20 protein-coding genes are annotated in these 20,636 nt (G+C 66.8%); 10 read left to right on the top strand and 10 right to left on the bottom strand.

Annotation, left to right across the window (positions count from 1 at the left end; all coding sequences use genetic code 11):
* Nucleotides 1-17 precede the first annotated feature (17 nt).
* From scpA to QX121_RS17825, 4 genes are all read left to right on the top strand, one after another.
* The gene (scpA, locus tag QX121_RS17810; protein ID WP_315812625.1) at nt 18-2,174 is read left to right on the top strand and encodes a methylmalonyl-CoA mutase; all 2,157 of its coding nucleotides are present in this window, start codon (nt 18-20) and stop codon (nt 2,172-2,174) included.
* Between the two features lie 201 nt (nt 2,175-2,375).
* The gene (locus tag QX121_RS17815; RefSeq protein WP_315798354.1) at nt 2,376-3,149 is read left to right on the top strand and encodes an RsiV family protein; all 774 of its coding nucleotides are present in this window, start codon (nt 2,376-2,378) and stop codon (nt 3,147-3,149) included.
* A 35-nt stretch (nt 3,150-3,184) separates the two neighbouring features.
* A complete protein-coding gene (meaB, locus tag QX121_RS17820) occupies nt 3,185-4,174 on the top strand; it encodes a methylmalonyl Co-A mutase-associated GTPase MeaB (RefSeq protein ID WP_315739882.1) in 990 nt (329 codons plus the stop codon).
* A complete protein-coding gene (locus QX121_RS17825; RefSeq protein ID WP_315812626.1) occupies nt 4,171-4,827 on the top strand; it encodes a pyroglutamyl-peptidase I in 657 nt (218 codons plus the stop codon). Before meaB ends, QX121_RS17825 begins: the two co-directional genes overlap by 4 nt.
* A 38-nt stretch (nt 4,828-4,865) precedes the next feature.
* Here QX121_RS17825 and QX121_RS17830 read toward each other — a convergent pair whose 3' ends face one another.
* Entirely contained in the window at nt 4,866-5,153 is a 288-nt protein-coding gene (locus QX121_RS17830) for a GlsB/YeaQ/YmgE family stress response membrane protein (protein ID WP_315739884.1), read from the bottom strand.
* A 228-nt stretch (nt 5,154-5,381) separates the two neighbouring features.
* On the opposite strand from QX121_RS17830, the gene QX121_RS17835 reads away from it, so the two are divergent.
* Nucleotides 5,382-6,758 (top strand): TIGR03808 family TAT-translocated repetitive protein, encoded by a 1,377-nt coding sequence (locus QX121_RS17835; RefSeq protein WP_315812627.1) that lies wholly within the window; start codon nt 5,382-5,384, stop codon nt 6,756-6,758.
* A gap of 9 nt (nt 6,759-6,767) precedes the next feature.
* On the opposite strand, the gene QX121_RS17840 is transcribed toward QX121_RS17835, so the two are convergent.
* The 6 genes from QX121_RS17840 to QX121_RS17865 all read right to left on the bottom strand — a co-directional run bounded on the left by QX121_RS17840 (nt 6,768) and on the right by QX121_RS17865 (nt 12,598).
* Nucleotides 6,768-7,628: a DMT family transporter gene (locus tag QX121_RS17840; RefSeq protein ID WP_315812628.1), complete on the bottom strand. Its 861-nt coding sequence runs from the start codon at nt 7,626-7,628 to the stop codon at nt 6,768-6,770.
* Between the two features lie 68 nt (nt 7,629-7,696).
* Nucleotides 7,697-8,293 (bottom strand): TetR/AcrR family transcriptional regulator, encoded by a 597-nt coding sequence (locus QX121_RS17845; protein WP_315812673.1) that lies wholly within the window; start codon nt 8,291-8,293, stop codon nt 7,697-7,699.
* Nucleotides 8,294-8,416: 123 nt separating this feature from the next.
* Nucleotides 8,417-9,025 (bottom strand): TIGR03809 family protein, encoded by a 609-nt coding sequence (locus tag QX121_RS17850; RefSeq protein ID WP_315812629.1) that lies wholly within the window; start codon nt 9,023-9,025, stop codon nt 8,417-8,419.
* A 487-nt stretch (nt 9,026-9,512) separates the two neighbouring features.
* Nucleotides 9,513-11,156: a S8 family serine peptidase gene (locus QX121_RS17855; protein WP_315812630.1), complete on the bottom strand. Its 1,644-nt coding sequence runs from the start codon at nt 11,154-11,156 to the stop codon at nt 9,513-9,515.
* Between the two features lie 33 nt (nt 11,157-11,189).
* Nucleotides 11,190-12,032 (bottom strand): hypothetical protein, encoded by an 843-nt coding sequence (locus QX121_RS17860; RefSeq protein ID WP_315812631.1) that lies wholly within the window; start codon nt 12,030-12,032, stop codon nt 11,190-11,192.
* On the bottom strand, nt 12,029-12,598 hold the full coding sequence (locus tag QX121_RS17865; RefSeq protein WP_008961196.1) for a sigma-70 family RNA polymerase sigma factor: 570 nt from the start codon (nt 12,596-12,598) through the stop codon (nt 12,029-12,031). Before QX121_RS17865 ends, QX121_RS17860 begins: the two co-directional genes overlap by 4 nt.
* A 322-nt stretch (nt 12,599-12,920) precedes the next feature.
* Here QX121_RS17865 and QX121_RS17870 point away from each other — a divergent pair, with 322 nt between their 5' ends.
* Together QX121_RS17870 and QX121_RS17875 are read left to right on the top strand one after the other, a co-directional pair.
* Nucleotides 12,921-14,069 (top strand): GGDEF domain-containing protein, encoded by a 1,149-nt coding sequence (locus QX121_RS17870; protein ID WP_315812632.1) that lies wholly within the window; start codon nt 12,921-12,923, stop codon nt 14,067-14,069.
* An 11-nt stretch (nt 14,070-14,080) separates the two neighbouring features.
* Nucleotides 14,081-15,190 (top strand): DUF2336 domain-containing protein, encoded by a 1,110-nt coding sequence (locus tag QX121_RS17875; protein ID WP_315812633.1) that lies wholly within the window; start codon nt 14,081-14,083, stop codon nt 15,188-15,190.
* Nucleotides 15,191-15,219: 29 nt separating this feature from the next.
* On the opposite strand, the gene QX121_RS17880 is transcribed toward QX121_RS17875, so the two are convergent.
* Nucleotides 15,220-15,858: a DUF1109 domain-containing protein gene (locus QX121_RS17880; protein ID WP_315777534.1), complete on the bottom strand. Its 639-nt coding sequence runs from the start codon at nt 15,856-15,858 to the stop codon at nt 15,220-15,222.
* Between the two features lie 2 nt (nt 15,859-15,860).
* Entirely contained in the window at nt 15,861-16,406 is a 546-nt protein-coding gene (locus tag QX121_RS17885; protein ID WP_315812634.1) for a sigma-70 family RNA polymerase sigma factor, read from the bottom strand.
* 325 nt (nt 16,407-16,731) lie between these two features.
* Here QX121_RS17885 and QX121_RS17890 point away from each other — a divergent pair, with 325 nt between their 5' ends.
* The 3 genes from QX121_RS17890 (at nt 16,732) to QX121_RS17900 (ending at nt 19,651) form a co-directional block, all read left to right on the top strand.
* Nucleotides 16,732-17,121, top strand: a complete 390-nt coding sequence (locus QX121_RS17890) for a hypothetical protein (RefSeq protein ID WP_315756518.1) — start codon at nt 16,732-16,734, stop codon at nt 17,119-17,121.
* A gap of 85 nt (nt 17,122-17,206) precedes the next feature.
* Nucleotides 17,207-17,986 (top strand): enoyl-CoA hydratase, encoded by a 780-nt coding sequence (locus QX121_RS17895; RefSeq protein ID WP_315739895.1) that lies wholly within the window; start codon nt 17,207-17,209, stop codon nt 17,984-17,986.
* Between the two features lie 249 nt (nt 17,987-18,235).
* Nucleotides 18,236-19,651, top strand: coding sequence for a TolC family outer membrane protein (locus QX121_RS17900; protein ID WP_315739896.1), 1,416 nt, complete (start codon nt 18,236-18,238; stop codon nt 19,649-19,651).
* 74 nt (nt 19,652-19,725) lie between these two features.
* Here the strand turns inward: QX121_RS17900 and QX121_RS17905 are convergent, their stop codons facing one another.
* Entirely contained in the window at nt 19,726-20,634 is a 909-nt protein-coding gene (locus tag QX121_RS17905; protein ID WP_315812635.1) for an amino acid ABC transporter substrate-binding protein, read from the bottom strand.
* Between the last annotated feature and the right edge of the window lie 2 nt (nt 20,635-20,636).

The following is a 20,636-nucleotide window of genomic DNA, read 5'->3' on the forward strand; positions in this document are numbered from 1 at the left end:
GACGAGGACGCCGGGCCATGAGCCGCATTCCCGATTTCACCGCGATCGCGTTTGAGCCCACGGCCACGCCGGCTCCCGCAGGCCACGCCGAGCCGTGGCTCACGCCCGAAGGCATTCCGGTGAAGCCGGCCTATGGCGAGGCCGATCTCGCCGGCATCGACTTCCTCGACACCTGGCCGGGCATCGCGCCGTTTATGCGCGGTCCCTACCCGACCATGTATGTCAACCAGCCCTGGACGGTCCGGCAATATGCCGGCTTCTCCACGGCGGAGGATTCCAACGCCTTCTACCGCCGCAACCTCGCCGCGGGCCAGAAGGGCCTGTCGGTCGCGTTCGATCTCGCCACCCATCGCGGCTATGATTCCGATCATCCGCGCGTCGGCGGCGATGTCGGCATGGCCGGCGTCGCGATCGACTCGATCTACGACATGCGCACCTTGTTCGCCGGCATTCCGCTCGACCAGATGAGCGTGTCGATGACCATGAACGGCGCGGTGCTGCCGATCCTCGCTTTGTTCGTGGTCGCCGCCGAGGAGCAAGGCGTGCCGCCGGAGAAATTGTCGGGCACCATTCAGAACGACATTCTGAAAGAGTTCATGGTGCGCAACACCTACATCTATCCGCCGGCGCCCTCGATGCGGATCATCTCCGACATCTTTGCCTTCACCTCGCAGAAGATGCCGAAGTTCAACTCGATCTCGATCTCCGGCTACCACATGCAGGAGGCCGGCGCGACGCAGGATCTCGAGCTCGCCTACACGCTCGCCGACGGCGTCGAATATCTGCGCGCCGGCATCGCCGCAGGTCTCGACGTCGACCGCTTCGCGCCGCGGCTGTCATTCTTCTGGGCGATCGGCATGAACTTCTTCATGGAGGTCGCCAAGCTGCGCGCCGCGCGGCTGTTGTGGGCCAAGCTGCTGAAGCCGTTCAACCCGAAGGATCCGCGCTCGCTGTCCTTGCGCACCCACAGCCAGACGTCGGGCTGGTCGCTGACCGCGCAGGACGTCTACAACAACGTCGTGCGCACCGCCGTCGAGGCGATGGCAGCAACGCAAGGCCATACCCAGTCGCTGCACACCAACGCGCTCGACGAAGCGCTGGCGCTGCCGACCGACTTCTCCGCCCGCATCGCCCGGAACACGCAATTGTTCCTGCAGCAGGAGAGCGGCACCACGCGCATCATCGATCCCTGGGGCGGCTCGTACTATGTCGAGCGCTTGACCCGCGACCTCGCCGCAAAGGCCTGGGGCCACATCCAGGAGATCGAGGAGCTCGGCGGCATGGCCAAGGCGATCGAGGCCGGCGTGCCGAAGCTGCGCATCGAGGAGGCCTCGGCCAAGACGCAAGCCCGCATCGACACCGGCAGGCAGTCGGTGATCGGCGTCAACAAGTACAAGCCGACCGACGAGCCGCCGCTCGACGTGCTCAAGGTCGACAATTCCACCGTCCGCCGGCTGCAGATCGACAAGCTCAGCCGGCTGAGATCCGAGCGCAAGCAGGCCGAGGTCGATGCGGCGCTGTCGGCGCTCACGCGCTCGGCCGGCGACGGCAACGGCAATCTGCTGGCGCTCGCGATCGACGCGGCGCGCGCCAAGGCCACCGTCGGCGAGATCTCCGACGCGATGGAAAAGGTGTTCGGCCGCCATCGCGCCGAGATCAAGTCCATCACCGGCGTCTACAAGCGGGAGATCGCCGCCATGTCCGGCAAAGCCGAGAAGCTGCAGGCGCTGATCGAGGCGTTCGAGGAGGCCGAGGGCCGCCGGCCACGCATCCTGGTCGCCAAGATCGGACAGGACGGCCACGACCGCGGCCAGAAGGTGATCGCGTCGGCCTTCGCCGACATCGGCTTCGACGTCGACATCGGGCCGCTGTTCGCCACCGCCGACGAGGCGGCGCGGCAGGCGGTCGAGAACGACGTGCACATTCTCGGCGTCTCGTCGCTGGCGGCCGCGCATCTCACCGCAGTGCCGGAGTTGAAGGCCGCGCTCAAGAAGCAGGGCCGCGAGGACATCATGATCATCGTCGGCGGCGTCGTGCCGCCGCAGGATTACGACGCCCTCTACAAGGCCGGCGCCGAGGCAATCTTCCCGCCGGGCACCGTCATCGCCGACGCCGCCGAGGAGCTGATCCACAAGCTCAATGCGCGCCTCGGCCACAGCGAGGCGGCGGAGTAGTCCGACTGCGTCACACCCCACCGTCATTCCGGGGCAAGGCCAAAGGCCTTGAACCCGGAATCTCGACATTGTCTTGCGTCCATTCCTGGGAGCGTCGAGCTATTGACGCGCTGTAATCGATCGCCGCGCGTTCGATCTGGGCACGATCGAACCTTTGCGGTACGTGCGCGCACAGACCACTAAACCCGGATCACAAGTCTCATGTATTCTACCAAACTGCTTGTCGCCGCCCTGTTCGGCCTGCTCACCCTCTCGCCGGCGATCGCCGCCGAAGCCAAGCCCGATGCGTCGATCAAGACCAAGGCCGCCGAGGCCAGCGTCACGCTGAGTGCCGACATCAAGGCCGATCCGGCGCTCGCCGCGAATTGCCTCGCCGAAGGCCGCAAGTGGATGGACAAGCAGGCCGCGGACGCCGCCAAGGACTACAAGGCGGACAAGGAACTGTTCCGCGACGGCCCTTACACCTATGGCCGCGACTATTCGGTGCGTTCGATCGTCGCCGATCGCTATGTCAGCGTGCTGCGCAACGACTACATGGACACGCATGGCGCCCATCCCAACCGGACGGTCGACACCATCCTCTGGGACAAGGCCGCCGCCAAGCGCATCTCGATCCGCCCGTTCTTCAACGAGACCGCCGACAACGGTCCGACCATGACCGCGATCAGCAAGGCGATCATCGCCTCGCTGCGGGCAGAGAAGAAGGCGCGCGACGCCGGCGACACTGACGAGTGGTGGCTGAAGAGCGTCGAGCCGAAGCTGCTCGGCATTGGCGCCGTCACGCTCGCGCCCTCGACGCTGGCCGGCAAGAGCTCGGGCCTCACCTTCCACTATCCGCCCTACGCCGTAGGTTCCTATGCCGAGGGCGACTATGTCGCCTTGGTGCCCTGGGAAACGCTGAAGCCCTATCTCAGCACGGAGGGGCAGGCGATCTTCGGCGGCGCGAGGCCGAAGGGGGATGCGGAGGAGAACTAGCTGGCCGGGCCGCGCGCATCCGCTATAACGGGCGCATGTCCTCTCGTTCTCCTTCGCCAAATACCACGGCCTTGGCCGACGATATCAGCGCCGGCAGCCGCGCGGCGCTGGCGCGTGCGATCACCTTGGTCGAGAGCCGCCGCGCCGACCACCAGGCCGCCGCGCGGGAGCTGGTGCAGGCGCTGCTGCCACGGACGGGGCACGCGATCCGGGTCGGCATCACCGGCTCGCCCGGCGTCGGCAAGTCCACCACGATCGATGCGCTCGGCATGTATCTGATCGAACAGGGCCACAAGGTCGCGGTGCTCGCGGTCGACCCCTCGTCGGCGCGCACCGGCGGTTCGATCCTGGGCGACAAGACGCGGATGGCGCGGCTGTCGCATCACGAGCACGCCTTCATCCGCCCCTCGCCATCGTCGGGCACGCTCGGCGGCGTCGCCGCCAAGACGCGCGAGGCGATGCTGCTGTGCGAGGCTGCGGGCTTCGACGTGATCCTGGTCGAGACGGTCGGCATCGGCCAGTCCGAAACCACGGTCTGCGACATGACCGATTTCTTCCTCGCCCTGATGCTGCCCGGCGGCGGCGACGAGCTGCAGGGCATCAAGAAGGGCCTGGTCGAGCTCGCCGACATGATCGCGATCAACAAGGCCGATGGCGACAACGTCAAGCGCGCCAACATCACCGCCGCCGACTATCGCGGCGCATTGCATCTGCTCAGCCCCCGCTCCGAGCACTGGCACCCACCGGTCGTGACCTATTCGGCGATATCAGGCACGGGCATCGCCGAGCTGTGGCAGAAGGTCCTGGATCATCGCAAGGCGATGATCGCCTCCGGGGAGTTCGCCGCGCGGCGGCGCGACCAGCAGGTGAAATGGATGTGGACCATGCTGGAGCAGCGGCTGATGGCGCGGCTGCGCACCGATCCGTCCGTCCGCGCGAAAGTGAAGAAGCTGGAGACCGACGTCGCCGAGGGCCGCGTCGCGCCGGCGCTCGCCGCCGAGCAGCTCGCGGAGATGCTGACATGAGCGAGCGGCCGCGCATCCTGATCACCGGCTTCGGCCCGTTTCCCGGCGCGCCGTCCAATCCGACCATGCCGCTGGTGAAGCGGTTGTCGGAGCTGCGGCGGCCGGCGCTGGACGACGTCGACATCACGAGCCACATTTTTCACGTGACCTATGCGACCGTGGATCGCGAGCTGCCCGCCCTGATCGCCGAGCGGCGCCCGCATGCGCTCCTGATGTTCGGCCTCGCCGGGCGAACATCATACCTGCGCATCGAGACCCGCGCGCGCAATGCGATCACCACGACCTTCCCCGATGCCGATCGCCACGTCGCGCGCAAGGGCGTGATCGCGCCGGGCGCACATCCGGCGACGTTCGGTCCGCACATGGCGCGGCTGCTGCGCGCGGCGCGCGCCACCGGCATCGATGCCCGGGCCTCGCGCGATGCCGGCAGCTATCTCTGCAACTATCTGAGCTGGCGCGCGATCGAGGCGACCAAAGCCGCCGAAGGGCCGCGGGTCGCCGCCTTCATCCATATTCCTCCCTTGCCGCGCGCCGGCATGGCGTTGCCGCACGGCAGTTCGCGCATCACGCTGGAGGGGCTGGTCGATGCCGGCGAAGCCATGCTGATGGAGCAGGTCAAGCTCGTGCGACAGGCGACCTGTCGCACGAGCTGACGTCGAGAGTGGTATGACCGCTGACCGTCAGCGCTGTGTCAGATGCTCCAACGGCGCCGACCGCCAAATCCCCCACCGATCAGGCGCAGCAGGAGCAGCAGGACCACGGCGCCGATGAAGGCGTTAATGATCGCGGCGACCAGTCCGACGCCCAGATGGATTCCGAGCTGCGGCAACAGCCAGTTGCCGATGAAGGCGCCGACGAGACCGACGACCAGGTCGCCGATCAGGCCGAAACCGCCGCCCTCCATGACGCGGCCCGCGAGCCACCCGGCGACGATGCCGACGAACAGAATAACCAGTAGACTCTCATTGGACAGATGCATGACCCTCTCCTCGCCGATCCATTGCCGGAACAATGTCCGCGAGTCCCATTGGTTCCCTCGGGAGAGGCTCACCGGTTCGACGGGCACCCCATAGCCGGCGGCGATCTGACGTGAAGATTTAACCCTACCGCCAACAATCCCGGGCGCAGGCGCTCATCCTCAGCATCAGCTTTGAGGCTTTCAGCTTAAGTCGTGGCCGCACATCATCTTTTGCGTGAGACGCTGACCATGGATGTCAATCGCCGCCGCATTCTGGCTGGATCGGCTGCCGGCGCCGCCGGGGCATTGGCCCTGCCGGCGGATGCCGCACAGGTCGCCCCCTTGATCTCCGCGCTCGGGCGCGACGCCACACAGTATGGCGTCAAGCCCAACAGTCCCGACGACCAGACCCGCGCGCTGCAGCGTGCGATCGACGAGGCCGCCCGCGCGCAGGCGCCGCTGGCGCTGCCGCCAGGCACCTATAGGACCTCGATGCTGCGCCTCGCCAGGGGCAGCCACTTGGTCGGCATCCGCGGCGCCACCAAGCTCGTGTTCACCGGCGGCGGCCCGTCGATGCTGTCAGCAGAAGGCGCTGACGGCATCGGCGTCAGCGGCATCGCGCTCGACGGCGGCGGCATCGCCCTGCCCCAGCGCCGCGGCCTGCTCCATGTCGCCGCTAGCCGCGACGCCCGTATCTCCGATTGCGAGATCACCCGCTCCGGCGGCAGCGGCATCTGGCTCGAGCAGGTCTCGGGCGACGTCAGCGGCAACGTGATCACCGACATCGCGGTCACCGCCATCGTGTCGTTCGACGCGCTCGGCCTGATCGTGTCGCGCAACACCATCAACGGCACAAGCGACAACGGCATCGAGATCCTGCGCACCGCGATCGGCGACGACGGCACGATGGTGCTCGACAATCGGATCGAGGACATCAAGGCCGGCCCCGGCGGCTCGGGCCAGTACGGCAACGCCATCAACGCCTTTCGCGCCGGCAACGTCATCATCAGCGGCAACCGCATCAGGAACTGCGACTACTCGGCAGTGCGCGGCAACTCGGCCTCGAACATCCAGATCGTCGGCAACAGCGTCAGCGACGTGCGCGAGGTCGCGCTCTACTCGGAGTTCGCATTCGAGGGCGCCGTCATCTCAGGCAATACGGTGGATGGTGCCGCCTTCGGCGTCTCCGTCTGCAACTTCAACGAAGGCGGCCGCATCGCGGTGGTCCAGGGCAACATCATCCGCAATCTGATCCCGAAGCGGCCGATCGGCACCGCACCTGACGACGATGCCGGCATCGGGATCTATGTCGAGGCGGACTCCGCGGTGACCGGCAATGTCGTCGAGAACGCCCCGTCCTACGGCATCGTCGCCGGTTGGGGCCGATATCTCAGGGACGTGGTGATCTCCGGCAACGTCATTCGCAATGCGCTCGCGGGCGTCGGCGTGTCCGTCGTTCCGGGCGCGGGCACGGCGCTTGTGAGCAACAACATGATCTCGGGCACGCCCCGTGGCGCCGTGATCGGGCTCGATCACATCAAGCCGGTGACATCGGACCTGACGCGCGACGGGACGCAAGGCTATGCGCAGATCGTGGTCAGCGGCAACGCGGTGCGACGAAGCTGAGCCGCCGCTTCAAATCGGCCGAGCGCTCGGCCTCACTTGTGTGATCGCGACGCCGGTGATCGCCAGCAGCCCGCCCGCAATCAGCTTCGGTGTCATCCGCTCGTCCAGGAACAATACGCTCGAGATCAAGGCGAACACCGGAAGCAGCAGGCTGAACGGTGCGACGCGGCTCATGGAGTAGCGGGCGATCAACCAGAACCAGACGCCAAACCCGACAATTCCGCCGATGAAGACCGTGTAGGCGAGCGCCAGCCATCCGCGTTCATCCGCCGCGGCAAGGCTCGCCACCTGGCCATATTCGAGGAACGACGACATGACGACGACTTGCGGCACGGTGAGCAGCGACGACCATCCCATCAGCATCAGCGGTTCAAAAGGGCCGTAGCGCTTGGTCAGGACGTTGGACACCGCGAATGCGAAGGCTGCGCCAACCACCAGCAGCAGCGGGAGCACGTTTGCCGTCAGACCCGGCTCGGCCGCCAGCACGACCACGCCGGCGAATGCAAGCCCTACTCCAGCGCATGTGGAGAGGGACGGCTTCTCCGCCAGCAGCGGCCACGCCAACAGGACGGTGAAGGGCGTGGCGAGTTGATAGGCGACGGCTGACATGCTTCCCGAGCCGAGCCCAAGACCAACATAGAACAGCCCGAAGTTCAGGCCGCCCAGGAAAACGGAAATGACTGCGATGTGACCGAGCTGTTGACGCGTCGGCCTTTTGACGAACGGAACGAGCAGCAGCGCGATGGCCAGAAATCGAAGCGCGAGAAAGAACAGCGGCGGAAACTCCGTCACCCCCACTTTGATGACGACGAACTGATAACCCCACAGTAATGGAACGGCCACCGAGCAGAGAATCTGGACGATGGTCATGGCATTCTCCATTTAAGGACTGATCGGTCCAGATATAGGCGACTCGAAAGCAAGGCGCTCAACGGTCTCTATCGAATGACGCGATCGAGAAGCGCGTCAACGGTGGCTTGCGATGTGATCGGCGTCGGCCCCGTCTTGCCGACCACGCGCAGCCCCTCAACGAAACAGACGAGAATTCGCGCGGCACTCGAAGGTTCGACACCCTCGGCCAGCTTGCCCGCCATCTTCGCGCGGGACAGTGCATCCGCCACCCGGACCTCCATGGCCTTGAAGAAACTCGCGATGCGCCGACCAACTTCGGCGTCCTGGCCAGCAAGCTCCATGGCTGTCGCCACCAGCAGGCAGCCGCGCCGACCATTGGCCCCGCGCGTGCGGTCGACGTAGCCGGCAAGATAGGCCCGCAGGCCGTCGACCGGCTCCCTGCTTGGGTCGAGCTCGGTATCCATCCGGGCCAGGGCATCGGCGATGTAACGGTCAAGCGCGAGCAGGAACAGCGAGTGTTTGTCACCGAACGCGGCGTAGAGGCTGCCACGCGAGAGCTTCGTCGCCTGAAGAAGATCAGGCAGCGCCGTCGCGTGATAGCCACGCGACCAAAACACACCCATTGCCCGCTCGACAGCGGCGTCCATGTCGAAACTTCGCGGGCGCCCACGCGGCAACTGCATCGGAGTCTGGCGGCTCATCACCGATATATGGACCATTCGGTCTTGAAATCAAGTGACCAGATTGAGGGCGGCTTGCGGCCCCCTTGGCTGCGATGCGGAGTGGGTCTGGAGCTCGCCCTGCGCCTAGAACGCGACCGCCAGCGCGGGATAGCGGCGCTCGATGGCGTCGAGATCGACCACCGGCTCGTCATCCTCGGCGTCGGATTGAATGCCGATGCTCAAAGCTTGCTCCAGGGCGAACATGTCGATGCGGGGCGGCGCGACGGCCGGCTCCGGCGCGATGGCATCTTCGGACACATAGTCGGGTTCGATGACGCCGTCCGGTTCCAGATCATCCGCGGCCAGCTCGATCTCGGGCTCGACGATGATCTCGGACTCCGCAAGGATGGTTTCGAGCGAGGGCGGCAGCGCGATGGGGCGCCGCTCGATGGGGTGATTCTCGTGGAGACGGAGTTTGATCGGCTCCGGCTCGGCGGGGCGCACGGGAGCGGGTGGCGTAGCCACCATCGCAGCCGGCCGCTGGCTCGGCACGATGCTCACCTGCTCGGGCTCGGCGCGGGATAGCGCCTGCCAGGTCTGCACCGCGGCCTTGGCGTGCCGGATATCGTCGAGGAGCGACTGCTCGGTGTAGTAGCGGCGCCAACGGCCGCTCTGGAACAGCTCGGTCAGATGGTCCAGGCGCCTTTCGGCAAGCGCGCACCAGCGCGCAGCCAGTTCGCGGCTGCAAGTCACGTCCGGTCGATGTGTCATGGGGGAGCCCGTGAGATAAGGGGACGGACGCACTCGGCACGAATCAACGCAACGTGACGTGAATATTTTGTGGAAAAGGTTAACAAAGTCTAGCTAATGCCATGTTGTTTGGCGGCCAAACCGTAGTCGTGCGGAAATTTTCTCCGTGCTTTTTCGGAATCCGGCCTAGTGCAGCCACGCGAACGCGGCCAACGACATCGCCTGACAACCCGAAGATGTGCCCATCGGGCGGGCGAACACTGCCGGATATCAATGTCGCCGGGATTCGACCTGGCCCAGAAATGGAAGACCCGTCCGGGGGGACAACCGGACGGGTCGAGCCATATGGGCGCTTGGGGTGGATGGGCGCTCGCGCCGTATATAGCCTTGGGGAGGGGATCACCGCTCCCACATGCTTTCTGTCGTGACCGCCCCGCTGCACGTTCAAAGCGAGCGGGAGAATTTCGGAACGTTCACGAAAACGTTGGCGTCATTGCTGCGCCGGCCGAAGCGCGTCGCCGGCTGGAGATGCCTCGGTCACCGCGGCCGGCGCCGGGCGCAACTCGCGGGCCGCCGCGGGCTCCGTTTGCAGCCCCGCGGAAGGCACAGCAGCAGCAGGCGCATCCTGCGGCGAGACCACGGCCTGGACCGCCGCCAGGGCATCCGCCTGCCCTGCCCCGAACAGATCGTCGCGTCCGGGCGTCCCGAGATCGCGCGCGGTCCCGGTCAGCACGGTCCGCACCATCTCCGGCTTCAGCGCCGGATTGCGCTCCAGGACCAGCGCCGCAAGCCCGCTGACATAGGCCGCGGAAAACGAGGTGCCCGAGATGATCTGATATTTTCCGTCCGGCGCCGGCAGGAAGATCTCGGCGCCGGGCGCGGCCAGCGCGATGTAATTGCCGCGGTTCGACGCCGGCAGCAACTGGTCCCTGTCATCGGTCGCACTGACGGCGATGACGTTCGGATTGCCCGCAGGATACAGCGGCGGCGACTTGGCCCCGGCATTGCCGGCCGCGGCGACCATCACGACGCCCTTGGAAGCCACGGCCGCGATCGCGCGCTCGATCACCGCGTCCTTCGGGCCCGCGAAGCTCATGTTGACGATCTGCGCGCCGTGCAGGGCCGCGTAGTCCAGCGCCTTCAGGATCACATAGGAGCTGCTCTCCGGCCCGCCGCCTTTCTTGGCCATGCCGAAGGCGCGGATGGCGATGATGCGTGCATAGGGCGCGCTGCCCATCAACCGCTTGTGCGACACGATCACGCCGGCGATGCCGGTGCCGTGCACATGCGGCCCCTCGTCGCCGCCGAGCGCGTCGAACGCGTCGAACGACGCGTCGGCGAATTCCGGGTGCTTGAGATCGATCCCGGAATCGATCACTGCGATGGTGACATTGGAGCCCTGGGCCAGCCTGTGCGCTTCCGGCAGCCGCAGCTTCGCCAGCGCGTATTGCGCCGGATCGCCCTCGACAGGCGGCGCACTCTGCTGCTGCAGCGTATAGCGGTAGTTCGGCTGCACCGAACGCACCCTGGCATCTGCCGCGAGCGCACGGCTGACCGCCTGCACCGAGCGGCGATCGGTGATCCTGAACAGGCCGATGGTGGCGCCGATCAGCGGAAAGCGCTGCGAGCTGATGCGCTGCAGGCCATGGCGGCGCGCCAGCGCGTCGGCCTGGTCGATCGAGAGACCGTCATCGATCTCGGCGACGATCTCGTTGGCGACGGCCCGCGGATCGCCAGCGGCCGCAGCCTTAGGCTCGCGCCGTTGCGTCACCTTGGCGGACCTGCCTTTGTCCAATCTTCCTTGGGCTTGCCGGCCCTGCCCGTCCCCCGTCACCGACCGGCGGTCGAGACATTCACCCGACACGCTGCGATCCGCCGGGTTGCAGGACGCCTGCAGGTTCGGTGCAAATCGCGCATTGGGCAAGGTCGGGCGCAAGGCCATCCCGGTCGGCGGCGGCACACGCATCGCGGTGCCCGGGTTGATGCTTGGCACCCGGCTCGGGATGTTGATGTTGGGCGAACGCATCATCGCCTGGGCATGGGCACTGAGGTCGCCACCCGCGAAAGCAGGCATTGCGACGACAATCAGTATCGCGACCGATCTGGCGAACTGTAGCGGCGAAGTGGACGACATGGAGCCTCCGAATGACGTTCGGACGGCGCGGGCCTATTGCGCGGCCACCGCGAGGCTGACGATCTTCTCTCGCGCCAGACGGCCGATCAGGCTGTCGGCCTCGGCCTTCGACAGCGGCCGGTCGCCGAGTTGCAGCTTGAACAGGCCGCCTCTGGCGCCCTCGACGATCAACGCCTGGTAGCTGTCGAGCAACGCGGAGATGTCGGCCATGCGCGCATCCGGCGCGAACCGCACCAGCGCATAGGCGGGCGCGGTCGATCCGGCGACCTGCGGTCCAAGGCCGCGGATCAGCGGAGCGGCCGGGGCCGGTGCTTCGGCCATCCGCGAACGCGTCATGCTCTCGGGCGTCCGCTCCGCCGGGGCCGGCGCAGCAGCGCTCGGCGGCGGTGGCGCGGCCATCGGTTTGCTCGCGGGCTCGGGAGCTGCGTTCTTGTCCTCGACCGAGGCGGTCTGATAGGTCGCGGTCTGCGAGCGCATCAGCACGGCGCCGATAACGCCGGCCTGCGCCAGCACCAGAAGCGCGCCGAGGCTGACGGTCCACGCCAAGGTCTGCGGCGACAAGCTGTCGAAGAAATCCATCAGCCGCGCGCTGAAGCCGCGCGGCGCGGCAGGCTTTTGCATCGGATCCGCCTCGATCGCCGCGAACAGCTTCTGCATCGCGCGCATCGAGGGCGCGCCGAGGCTTTCGTTCAGCGCGATGGTCTCGGCATATTCCTTCTGGATCTCTGCATACTGCCTGGCGAGATCGGCATCGTGGGCAAGCACCTCCTCGACCCGGCGCATGTCGCGCGCGTTCAGGGTGCCGGCGGCGTACCACGGCAGCAGGAGTTCGATCTCTCCGGGCTCTTGCTCCAGCATCTTGCTCAAAGCCATCATGGCCAGCCTCTTTCAATGCCGGCCGCTTTCAGGAGTTCGGCCAATTTCTTGCGCGCATAGAACAGGCGCGTCTTGACGGTGTTTTCCGGAATTCCGACGATCTCGGCCACCTCCTCCACGGACTTCTCGTGGTAGTAGACGAGATCGACGATCTCCCGGTGATCAGGCGAAAGTGCCGTCAGGCACTTGCGCAATGCTTCGCCGGTATTCTTCTTCTGGACCGCGACCTCCGGATCGTCGGAGGTATCCTCGATCGCGTTCGCGGCCTCGTCTTCCAGCTCAACGTCCTTCCGGCGCCGAAGTGCCGACAGGGCCTTGAACCGCGTGATCGCCAGGAGCCAGGTGGAGACGGCAGAACGGCCTTCGAACTTGCCGGCCTGACGCCACACGTCGAGAAAGACCTCGCTGATGAGGTCTTCCGCGACCTGCTCGTCCCGCACGAGCCGGAGCCCGAAACGGTACACCCTGACATGGTGCCGTCCGTACAGCACCTGCATGGCGAGCCGGTCGCCTTGAGCGATCCGGGCAATCAGGGTTTCATCTGACGCCGCTGCTGTCACGCTCAATGGCCGTCTCGCAAGATTGGTCTGGAGGATTGACGTCGCGGTTCGAACACAACCGCAAAAATCTTCAAAATACCGGAAAGATACGTCCCGAAATGTGAGTTGGCGCACAGACTTGCAGATTTCGCTGCAGCGCCCAGGTCGATCGCGACCAGCGGGTTCCCGCCTACCATGTTCCGCCCGTTCCCACCAACTGCGCGCCCTGAAAGCCGTAGATTCCCCGTCGCAGCACGACGCCGGCGGCCTCTTCGTCCATGCCCATAGATACCAAAGTTAAATGCTTTCCCACGTAGATTTTGAGCCAACGACGAAGAATCGCGAGCACATGGGCACGACGGCACCGCCTTTTCCCAGTCCGAATGTCGCTGAGGCCGGGGACGCGCAGCCGTCTCCGTCCAGCGACCTGCGCGCGCGTCGTGCCGGGCGGCGCCGGCAGATGCTGGCGCTGGTCGCAGGATGCTACCTGATCGACGCCGTCATCCTGCTGATCTACGCCAAGGCGGGCACCGTCCCGGTCACGATCGCGCCAGCCTACGCAGCGATCGGCGTTCTCACCGTCGCGCTGTGGACCGCTTTGTCGGAGAGCGGCTTCAACGACCGTTTCCGCGACCACTACCTCGTGGTGCCGCAATCGCTCGCCAGCATGATGATCACGGTCGCGTTCTGCTACATCGCGCCCGAAGTCAGCATCCTGTTCCTGTGCACGCTGTACATCGTCGTCGCCTTCGCCTCGCTGCGCGCGACGCCGCGCCAGAGCGCGATCTGCTGGACGTTCCTCGCGATCGGCCTAGCGGGATTGTTCCTGCTCACCGACAAGCCGCTCGGCATGCCGCACGACAGCGGCCTCGAGCGGCTCGCGACGCTCCTGGTCTTCCTCCTCACCATCGCCGGCTGCATGTTCCTCGGCATCTTCTCCAGCGCGCTGCGCGAGACGCTGTACCAGCGCGGACAGAAGCTCAAGGAAGCCTATCGCCGCATCGAGGAGCTGGCCGAGATCGACGAGCTCACCGGCGCGCTGAACCGGCGCTCGATCATGGATGTGCTGGACGAGGAGATGGCGCAGGCGCGGCAGGGCGGCCAGCCCTGCTCGGTCGTGCTGATCGATCTCGACTGGTTCAAGCGCATCAACGACACGCATGGTCATCCGACCGGCGACGACGTGCTGCGCACCTTCGCCATCACGATCTTCGCCAACATTCGCGGCAGCGACCGCTTCGGCCGCTACGGCGGCGAGGAATTCCTGCTGGTGCTGCCGGGCGCGCCGGCGGACGCCGCCGCGCGGCTCGCCGAACGATTGCGCCAGATCATCGCCGGCCTCGACTGGAGTGCGTTCTCGACCGGCCTGCAGGTCACGTTCTCGGCCGGCGTGGCCGCCCCGCGCGGCGACGAGACCGCCGATTCGCTGCTCGCCCGGGCCGATCGGGCGCTCTACGACTCGAAGGCGCGGGGCCGCAATCGCGTCACCAGCGCCTGAGCCATCCCGGCATGCCCCCGAAACCCACCCCGAACGAAAGCCTGCTCGACGAGCTCGAGGACACGCTCGCGCACGGCACCGTCGCGCGACGGGTCGAGACCCTGCGCAAGGTGACGGACCTGTTCGTCGACGGCGCGACGGACTTCGCCGATGACCAGGTCGCGCTGTTCGACGACGTATTCGAATGCCTGATCGACCACATCGAGATTTCGGCCCGCGCCCTGCTCGCGCGCCGGCTTGCGCCGCTGGCGTCGGCGCCGCCGCGGACGCTGCACCGGCTGGCCGATGACGACGCCATCGATGTCGCAGGCCCCGTGCTGTCGAAGTCGGAACGGCTCGACGAGGCCGCGCTGATCCGCACAGCCGAGACCAAGAGCCAGGCGCATCTGCTCGCGATCTCGCTCCGGCGCGTGCTCAGCCACGCCGTCACCGACATCCTGCTCAGGCGCGGCAACGACGAGGTCGTTCACAGCACCGTCAGCAATCCCGGCGCCGACGTCTCGGGGACCAGCCTCGACACGCTGGTCGATCGCGCCGCGCTGGACGAAAACCTCGCCGCGTGCCTCGCCATGCGGCCCAATCTGCCGCGCCACCTTTATCTGAAGCTGGTCGCCAAGGCGTCTGCCACGGTCCGCACGCGGCTCGAGGCGGCAAATCCGAAGCTCGCGCAGGAGGTCTCCTCGGCGGTGCGCATGGCGGGCCGGCGGGCGCGATCGAGCGCGGTGGCGCTGACCAGCCAGACCGAGATCGCGCACGCGCTGGTGCGCTCGCTGCATGCCGAGGGCCGGCTCGACGACCGTCTCGTCGTGCAGTTCACCGAGCAGCGCAAGTTCGACGAGGCCAATGCCGCCGTCGCGGCCATGGCCAACGTGCCGGTCGCGGTCGCCGAAAGCATCATGATCGAAAGCCGTGCCGAGGGCGTGATGATCCTTGCCAAGGTCGCAGGGCTGTCCTGGCCAACGGTGAAATCGATCATCCTGATGCGCGACGAGCTCGCCACCACCGCGCCGGCCGATCTCGACGCCTGCAAGGCGACCTATGAGCGGCTCCGGCGGTCCACCGCGCAGCAGGTGTTGCGCTTCCACCGCGTGCAGGACGCCGCGGCGCCGATGCAGGCGTAGTCGCGACCTCGCTCGTCGCGCAGCCCCCCTCAGTAGCGCAGGACCCTTGCGCCGATGAGCGCGCCGAGCCCGGCCACGATCAGCGCGGCCACCGTATACCAGGTCGCCACGAACAGCGGCGAGTCGTCGGTGCAATGCGCGGCATAGAGCGTCGCCGCGATCCCCGCCGAGACCAGCCCGGCGATCGCGCCCGTCATCGCCGGACGCGACGGCGCACCATGGCGCAGGCCGAACAGCGCGGCGGCCAGCAGCGGCAGCGACAGCACGGGAATGGCGCTCATGCACACCATCGAATTGTGGCCGACCAGCCGCGCCATCATCGGCGTGCGCTGCGGCAGCATCATCTCCGCCGCCATGCCGCCGATAAGGACGACGATCGGCGCGATCAGCAGCCAGCTCCAGCCCTGCAGCGAGGCTTCGGGGCGCGACAGATGCAGGCCGATGATCAGCGCCGGGATCGCCAGTGCCGTGGTGACGACGAACTTCAGGTCGAAGAACGGATTGCGCACCGCGAGCCAGATGTCCGGCCGGACGCCGAGGCCGATGAGCAGCATCGCGGTCGATACCGGCGTCGCCGCCATCAGGGCCAGCGCCAGCACGATGCCGACCGGCTGCGCGCGCTGCGCATTGTCGGCCGCGAGGGTGCGGATGAGCTGATCGGTGTCCATGGTCAGGTATCCCGTAGCTTGGCCGTGAGGCTTGCGAGCGCCCGGTGCAGCGCCACCCGCACCGCGCCCTCGCTCATCGAAAACTTCTCCGCGGTCTGCTTGATCGAGGCGGCCTCGACTGCGATCGACTGCAGCACGTCGCGCTGGCGCTGCGGCAAGGTCTTCAGCTGCGCCTCGACCTCGCTGGCCGAGACGGTGGGCGCCGGCGGCGCGTCGGCCAGCGTCTCCGAAAAATCGTCGATGTCGACGAACACCCGCCGGCCGCGCCGGCGCAGCATGTCGATCAGCTTGTTGCGCGCGATCGCGAACAGCCAGGGCGCGAACGGCGCGTCGACGTCCCAGGTGTGCCGCTTCAGGTGAACCGCCAACAGAATTTCCTGCACGATGTCCTCGGCCTGGTCGGGGGGCTGGCCGGCGCGCGCCAGCCCGCGCCGTGATGCTGCGCGCAGCACGGGCGTGATCGCCCTCAGCAGGCGATGATAGGCATCGTCGTCACCGGCGACGGCCTGGCGCATCCAGCCCGTCCACTCGTCGTCACGCTCGCGCAACTCCGCTCCACCCCCAGCAATTCGCCCGAAACACTCAGTTTGTTACTCTCGCCCCATCCTCATCACTAATTCGTGATGAGGACATTGGCCTCGGAACCATCCGAGTTACGCCACACCGAGAGCACGCCACCGGGCAAGTCTTGGAACCGCTCCATAGCACCGAATCGCGAGGTGCATGATCAGGTTTGATGGGCAGCGTCGCAAAGTGCGGCGGCGCCCAGCTTTTGCCGTGAGCGGCAGGAAGATACCCATTTTCTGCCCCGTTCTCGACATCTGTCGGGGTCTCACTCCGGCTTGGGCTGGCGGGATGGGGAGAAGGCCGACGATGACGATCCAAGCCAGTGGACGTTCAGCATTGATCATTGCCGCCGCGTTCGTTCTGGGCCTCGTTGGCACTGGATTCGCGCGCGCGGCCGAACAGCAGAGCTACAGTCCGTTCTTGCCGGTGGGGTCCGAGAGCGCTCCGGCGGCGAAGCAGGACGGCTTCCCGGCGCCGCTGCCGGCCGAAGCCCAGGCTCAGGCCGCACCTGCGGCGCAAGCGGCCGACGCCGCGCCGAGCGATGCGCCGGCGGCCTCGGACGTCACCGTGAACATGGTCACGGTCAGCAATGACGACAGCTCCGGCTGGGACAAGGCCTCGATCATCGGCAAGATCTTCATCGCCTGCGGCACCCTGCTCACCCTGGGCTCGGCGGCGCGGATGTTCATGATCTGAGGCGCCGCGCGGCGCCGCACCTACTTGATGCGCATCGATCCAGCGGGCACATTGCCCGCTATTTTGATTTCTCGGGGTTGGCATCATGAGCGTCTACGAGCACATCATCGTCGAAGGCAAAGGCGCGGTCGGTGTCATCACCCTGAACCGGCCGAAGATGCTCAACGCGCTGTCGTTCGGCGTCTTCCGCGAGATCGCCGCCGCCGTGGATGATCTCGAGGCCGACGACGCCATCGGCTGCATCGTGATCACCGGCAGCGAGAAAGCGTTCGCCGCCGGCGCCGACATCAAGGAGATGCAGCCGAAGAGCTTCATCGACATGTTCTCGAGCGACTTCACCGCGATCGGCGGCGACCGCGTCGCGCGCTGCCGCAAGCCGACCATCGCCGCGGTCGCGGGCTACGCGCTCGGCGGCGGCTGCGAGCTCGCGATGATGTGCGACTTCATCATCGCCGCCGATACCGCGAAATTCGGCCAGCCCGAGATCACGCTCGGCACCATTCCGGGCATCGGCGGCACCCAGCGCCTGACGCGCGCGATCGGCAAGGCCAAGGCGATGGACCTCTGCCTCACCGGCCGCATGATGGATGCGGCCGAGGCCGAACGCTCCGGCCTCGTCAGCCGCATCGTGCCGGCCGACAGGCTGATGGACGAGGTGATGGCTGCGGCCGAGAAGATCGCGGCGATGTCGCGCCCGGCGGCGGCGATGGCCAAGGAGGCCGTCAACCGCGCCTTCGAGACCCCGCTGTCCGAAGGCATGAACGTCGAGCGCAACCTGTTTCACGCCACCTTCGCGCTGGAGGACCGCGCCGAGGGCATGGCTGCCTTCATCGAGAAGCGCAAGCCGGTGAACAAGAACCGGTGAGATTGCTGCGGGTCACTCGCAGCTGAACGAATCGATCTGCCTCTGATGTCCACGGGTGCCCCTCACCCGCCTACCGAGCGCGTATCCGCGCGGCCATGTCGCAGCACTGCGACAAACGGTCTGTGGCGAGCACGCCACAACAAACCATGGAAAAGCCTGCCGGATTCCACATCCGCGGTTTGTGTGTGGCCGCCATCCGCCCTAAACAGGTAAACAACTGGTTAAGACAGTGGGACGCGGCGGAGTCGGATGGTGGGTCGAGCCAAGGAATTTGGCGTCGGCGAGGTGCGTGCGCGAAGGATCGGCCTCGGCCTGACCCTCGCGGCCAGCCTCGTCGTCTGCTCGCCTGTGCGCGCCGAGGATCTCGCGGCCGCGCTCGCGAAAGCCTATCAGACCAACCCGGCGCTCAATGCCGAGCGCGCGCGCCAGCGCGCGACCGACGAGAACGTGCCGCAGGCGCTCGCCGGCTATCGCCCGCAACTGATCGCGAGCCTCGGTGCCGGCCTGCAGGCCGTGCGCAACCTGCTCCCCAACAACACGATCCAGACCGCGACGCTGAAGCCCTGGACCATCGGCGTGACCGTCACGCAGACGCTGTTCAACGGCTTCCGCACCGCCAACAGCGTGCGCATGGCGGAGCTGCAGGTGCAGTCCGGCCGCGAGGCGCTGCGCAATGTCGGCCAGGGCGTGCTGCTCGACGCCGTCACCGCCTACACCAACGTGCTCGCCAACCAGTCGCTGGTCGAGGCACAACGCTCCAACGTCGCCTTCCTGCGCGAGACGCTCTCCGTCACGCAGCGCCGCCTCAATGCCGGCGACGTCACGCCGACCGACGCCTCGCAGGCCGAGGCGCGGCTGTCGCGCGGCCTGTCCGATCTCAACGCCGCCGAGGTCAACCTCGCCATCAGCCAGGCGACCTATGCCCAGGTCATCGGCATGGCGCCAGGCCAGCTGCGCGCGGCCGACCCGATCGATCGCCTGCTGCCGCGCAGCCGCGAGGACGCGATTGCGCTCGGCAACAAGGAAAATCCGGCCGTGGCTGCGGCGAGCTTCGACGTCGACGCGGCCTCGACCTCGATCAAGGTCGCCGAGGGCGCGCTGCTGCCGAGCGTGACCCTGCAGGGCGGTGTCAGCCGCAGCCGCGATTCGGATCAGACGCTGGGCACCTTCGGCACCGACCAGGCCTCGATCGTCGGCAGCGTCACCGCGCCGATCTATGACGGCGGCACGGCGGCGTCGCAGACCCGCCAGAGCAAGGAGCTCGCGGCGCAGAGCCGCCTCGTGCTCGACCAGGTCCGCAACCAGGCGCGCACCGCGGTGGTCAGCGCCTGGGTCGCCAATGAAGGCGCCAAGGTCGCCGTCAGCGCCTCCGAGGCCGAGGTGAAGGCCGCCACCGTCGCGCTGCAAGGCGTCTCGCGCGAGGCCCAGGGCGGCCAGCGCACCACGGTCGACGTGCTCAACTCGCAGGCCGACCTGATCCAGGCCAAGGCGCGGCTGATCGGCGCCCAGCGCGACCGCGTCATCGCTTCCTACACGCTACTCAGCGCGATCGGCCGGCTCGACGTCAAGAACCTCAATCTGAATACGCCGGACTACCTGCCCGAGGTTCACTACCATCAGGTGCGCGACGCCTGGCACGGGCTGCGCACGCCCTCGGGGCAGTAGCGCGGGACGAGACCCGCGCGAGCGCCGGCCTCATCCCATCCTGTCGATACGCCGTATGACATAAGCCGAAGATACTAATAGGCCTTGGGATCGCCGCTGTCGCTCGGATGCGCGAACGCCTTCTGCAGCGCGGATGTCATCGGGAAGTTGAAGTTGACGCCTTTCGGCGGCACCGGCGCCATGAACCATTTGGTGTACAAGGCCGCGATCTCCGGGCTCGTATAGAGCTTCGTGGCGGCGCGGTCGACGACGGCCTTGAAGGCCGGATCGTCCTTGCGCAGCATGATTCCATAGGGCTCCGGCATCGAGAACTGATCGGTCGAGATCACGAAGTCCGACGGCGTCTTCGCGCTGGCCACCAGGCCCGCGAGCAGGATGTCGTCCATCACATAGGCGTCGGCGCGACCGTTCTCGACCATCAGAAAACCTTCGGCATTGTCCTTGGCCGTCAGCACGTTCATGCCAAGCTGGCGCGCCGTGTTGGCCTCGAAGAGCTGCTTGATGTTGGTGGTACCCGATGTCGAGGCGACGGTCTTGCCCTTGAGGTCGTCGATGGTCTTGAGGCCGCTCGCGGCCTTGGCGACGAAGCGGTTGGCGGTGAGGAAATAGGTCGGCGAGAACGACACCAGCCGCTGGCGCTCGATGTTGTTGGTGGTCGAGGCGCATTCGAGATCGATGGTGCCGTTGGCGATCAGCGGAATGCGGGTCGCCGACGACACCGGCGTGAGCTTCACCTCCAGCCTGTCGAGCGTCAGCGTCGCCTTGATCTCGTCGACGATCCTGTTGCAGATGTCGAGCGCGAAGCCGAGCGGCTTCTGGTTGTCGTCGATGTAGGAGAACGGCAGCGAGGTTTCGCGGTAGCCGATCGTGATCGCGCCGGTCTCCTTGATCTTCTGCAAGGTGCCGGTCAGCTCCTCCGCGAAGGCGGGTGCGGCCAGCACCGCTGCAACCAGAGCGTACGCGACGAGACGTGCCTTCTTCATGG

The organism is Bradyrhizobium sp. SZCCHNR2028 (assembly GCF_032380995.1).
Taxonomy (GTDB): Bacteria; Pseudomonadota; Alphaproteobacteria; order Rhizobiales; family Xanthobacteraceae; genus Bradyrhizobium.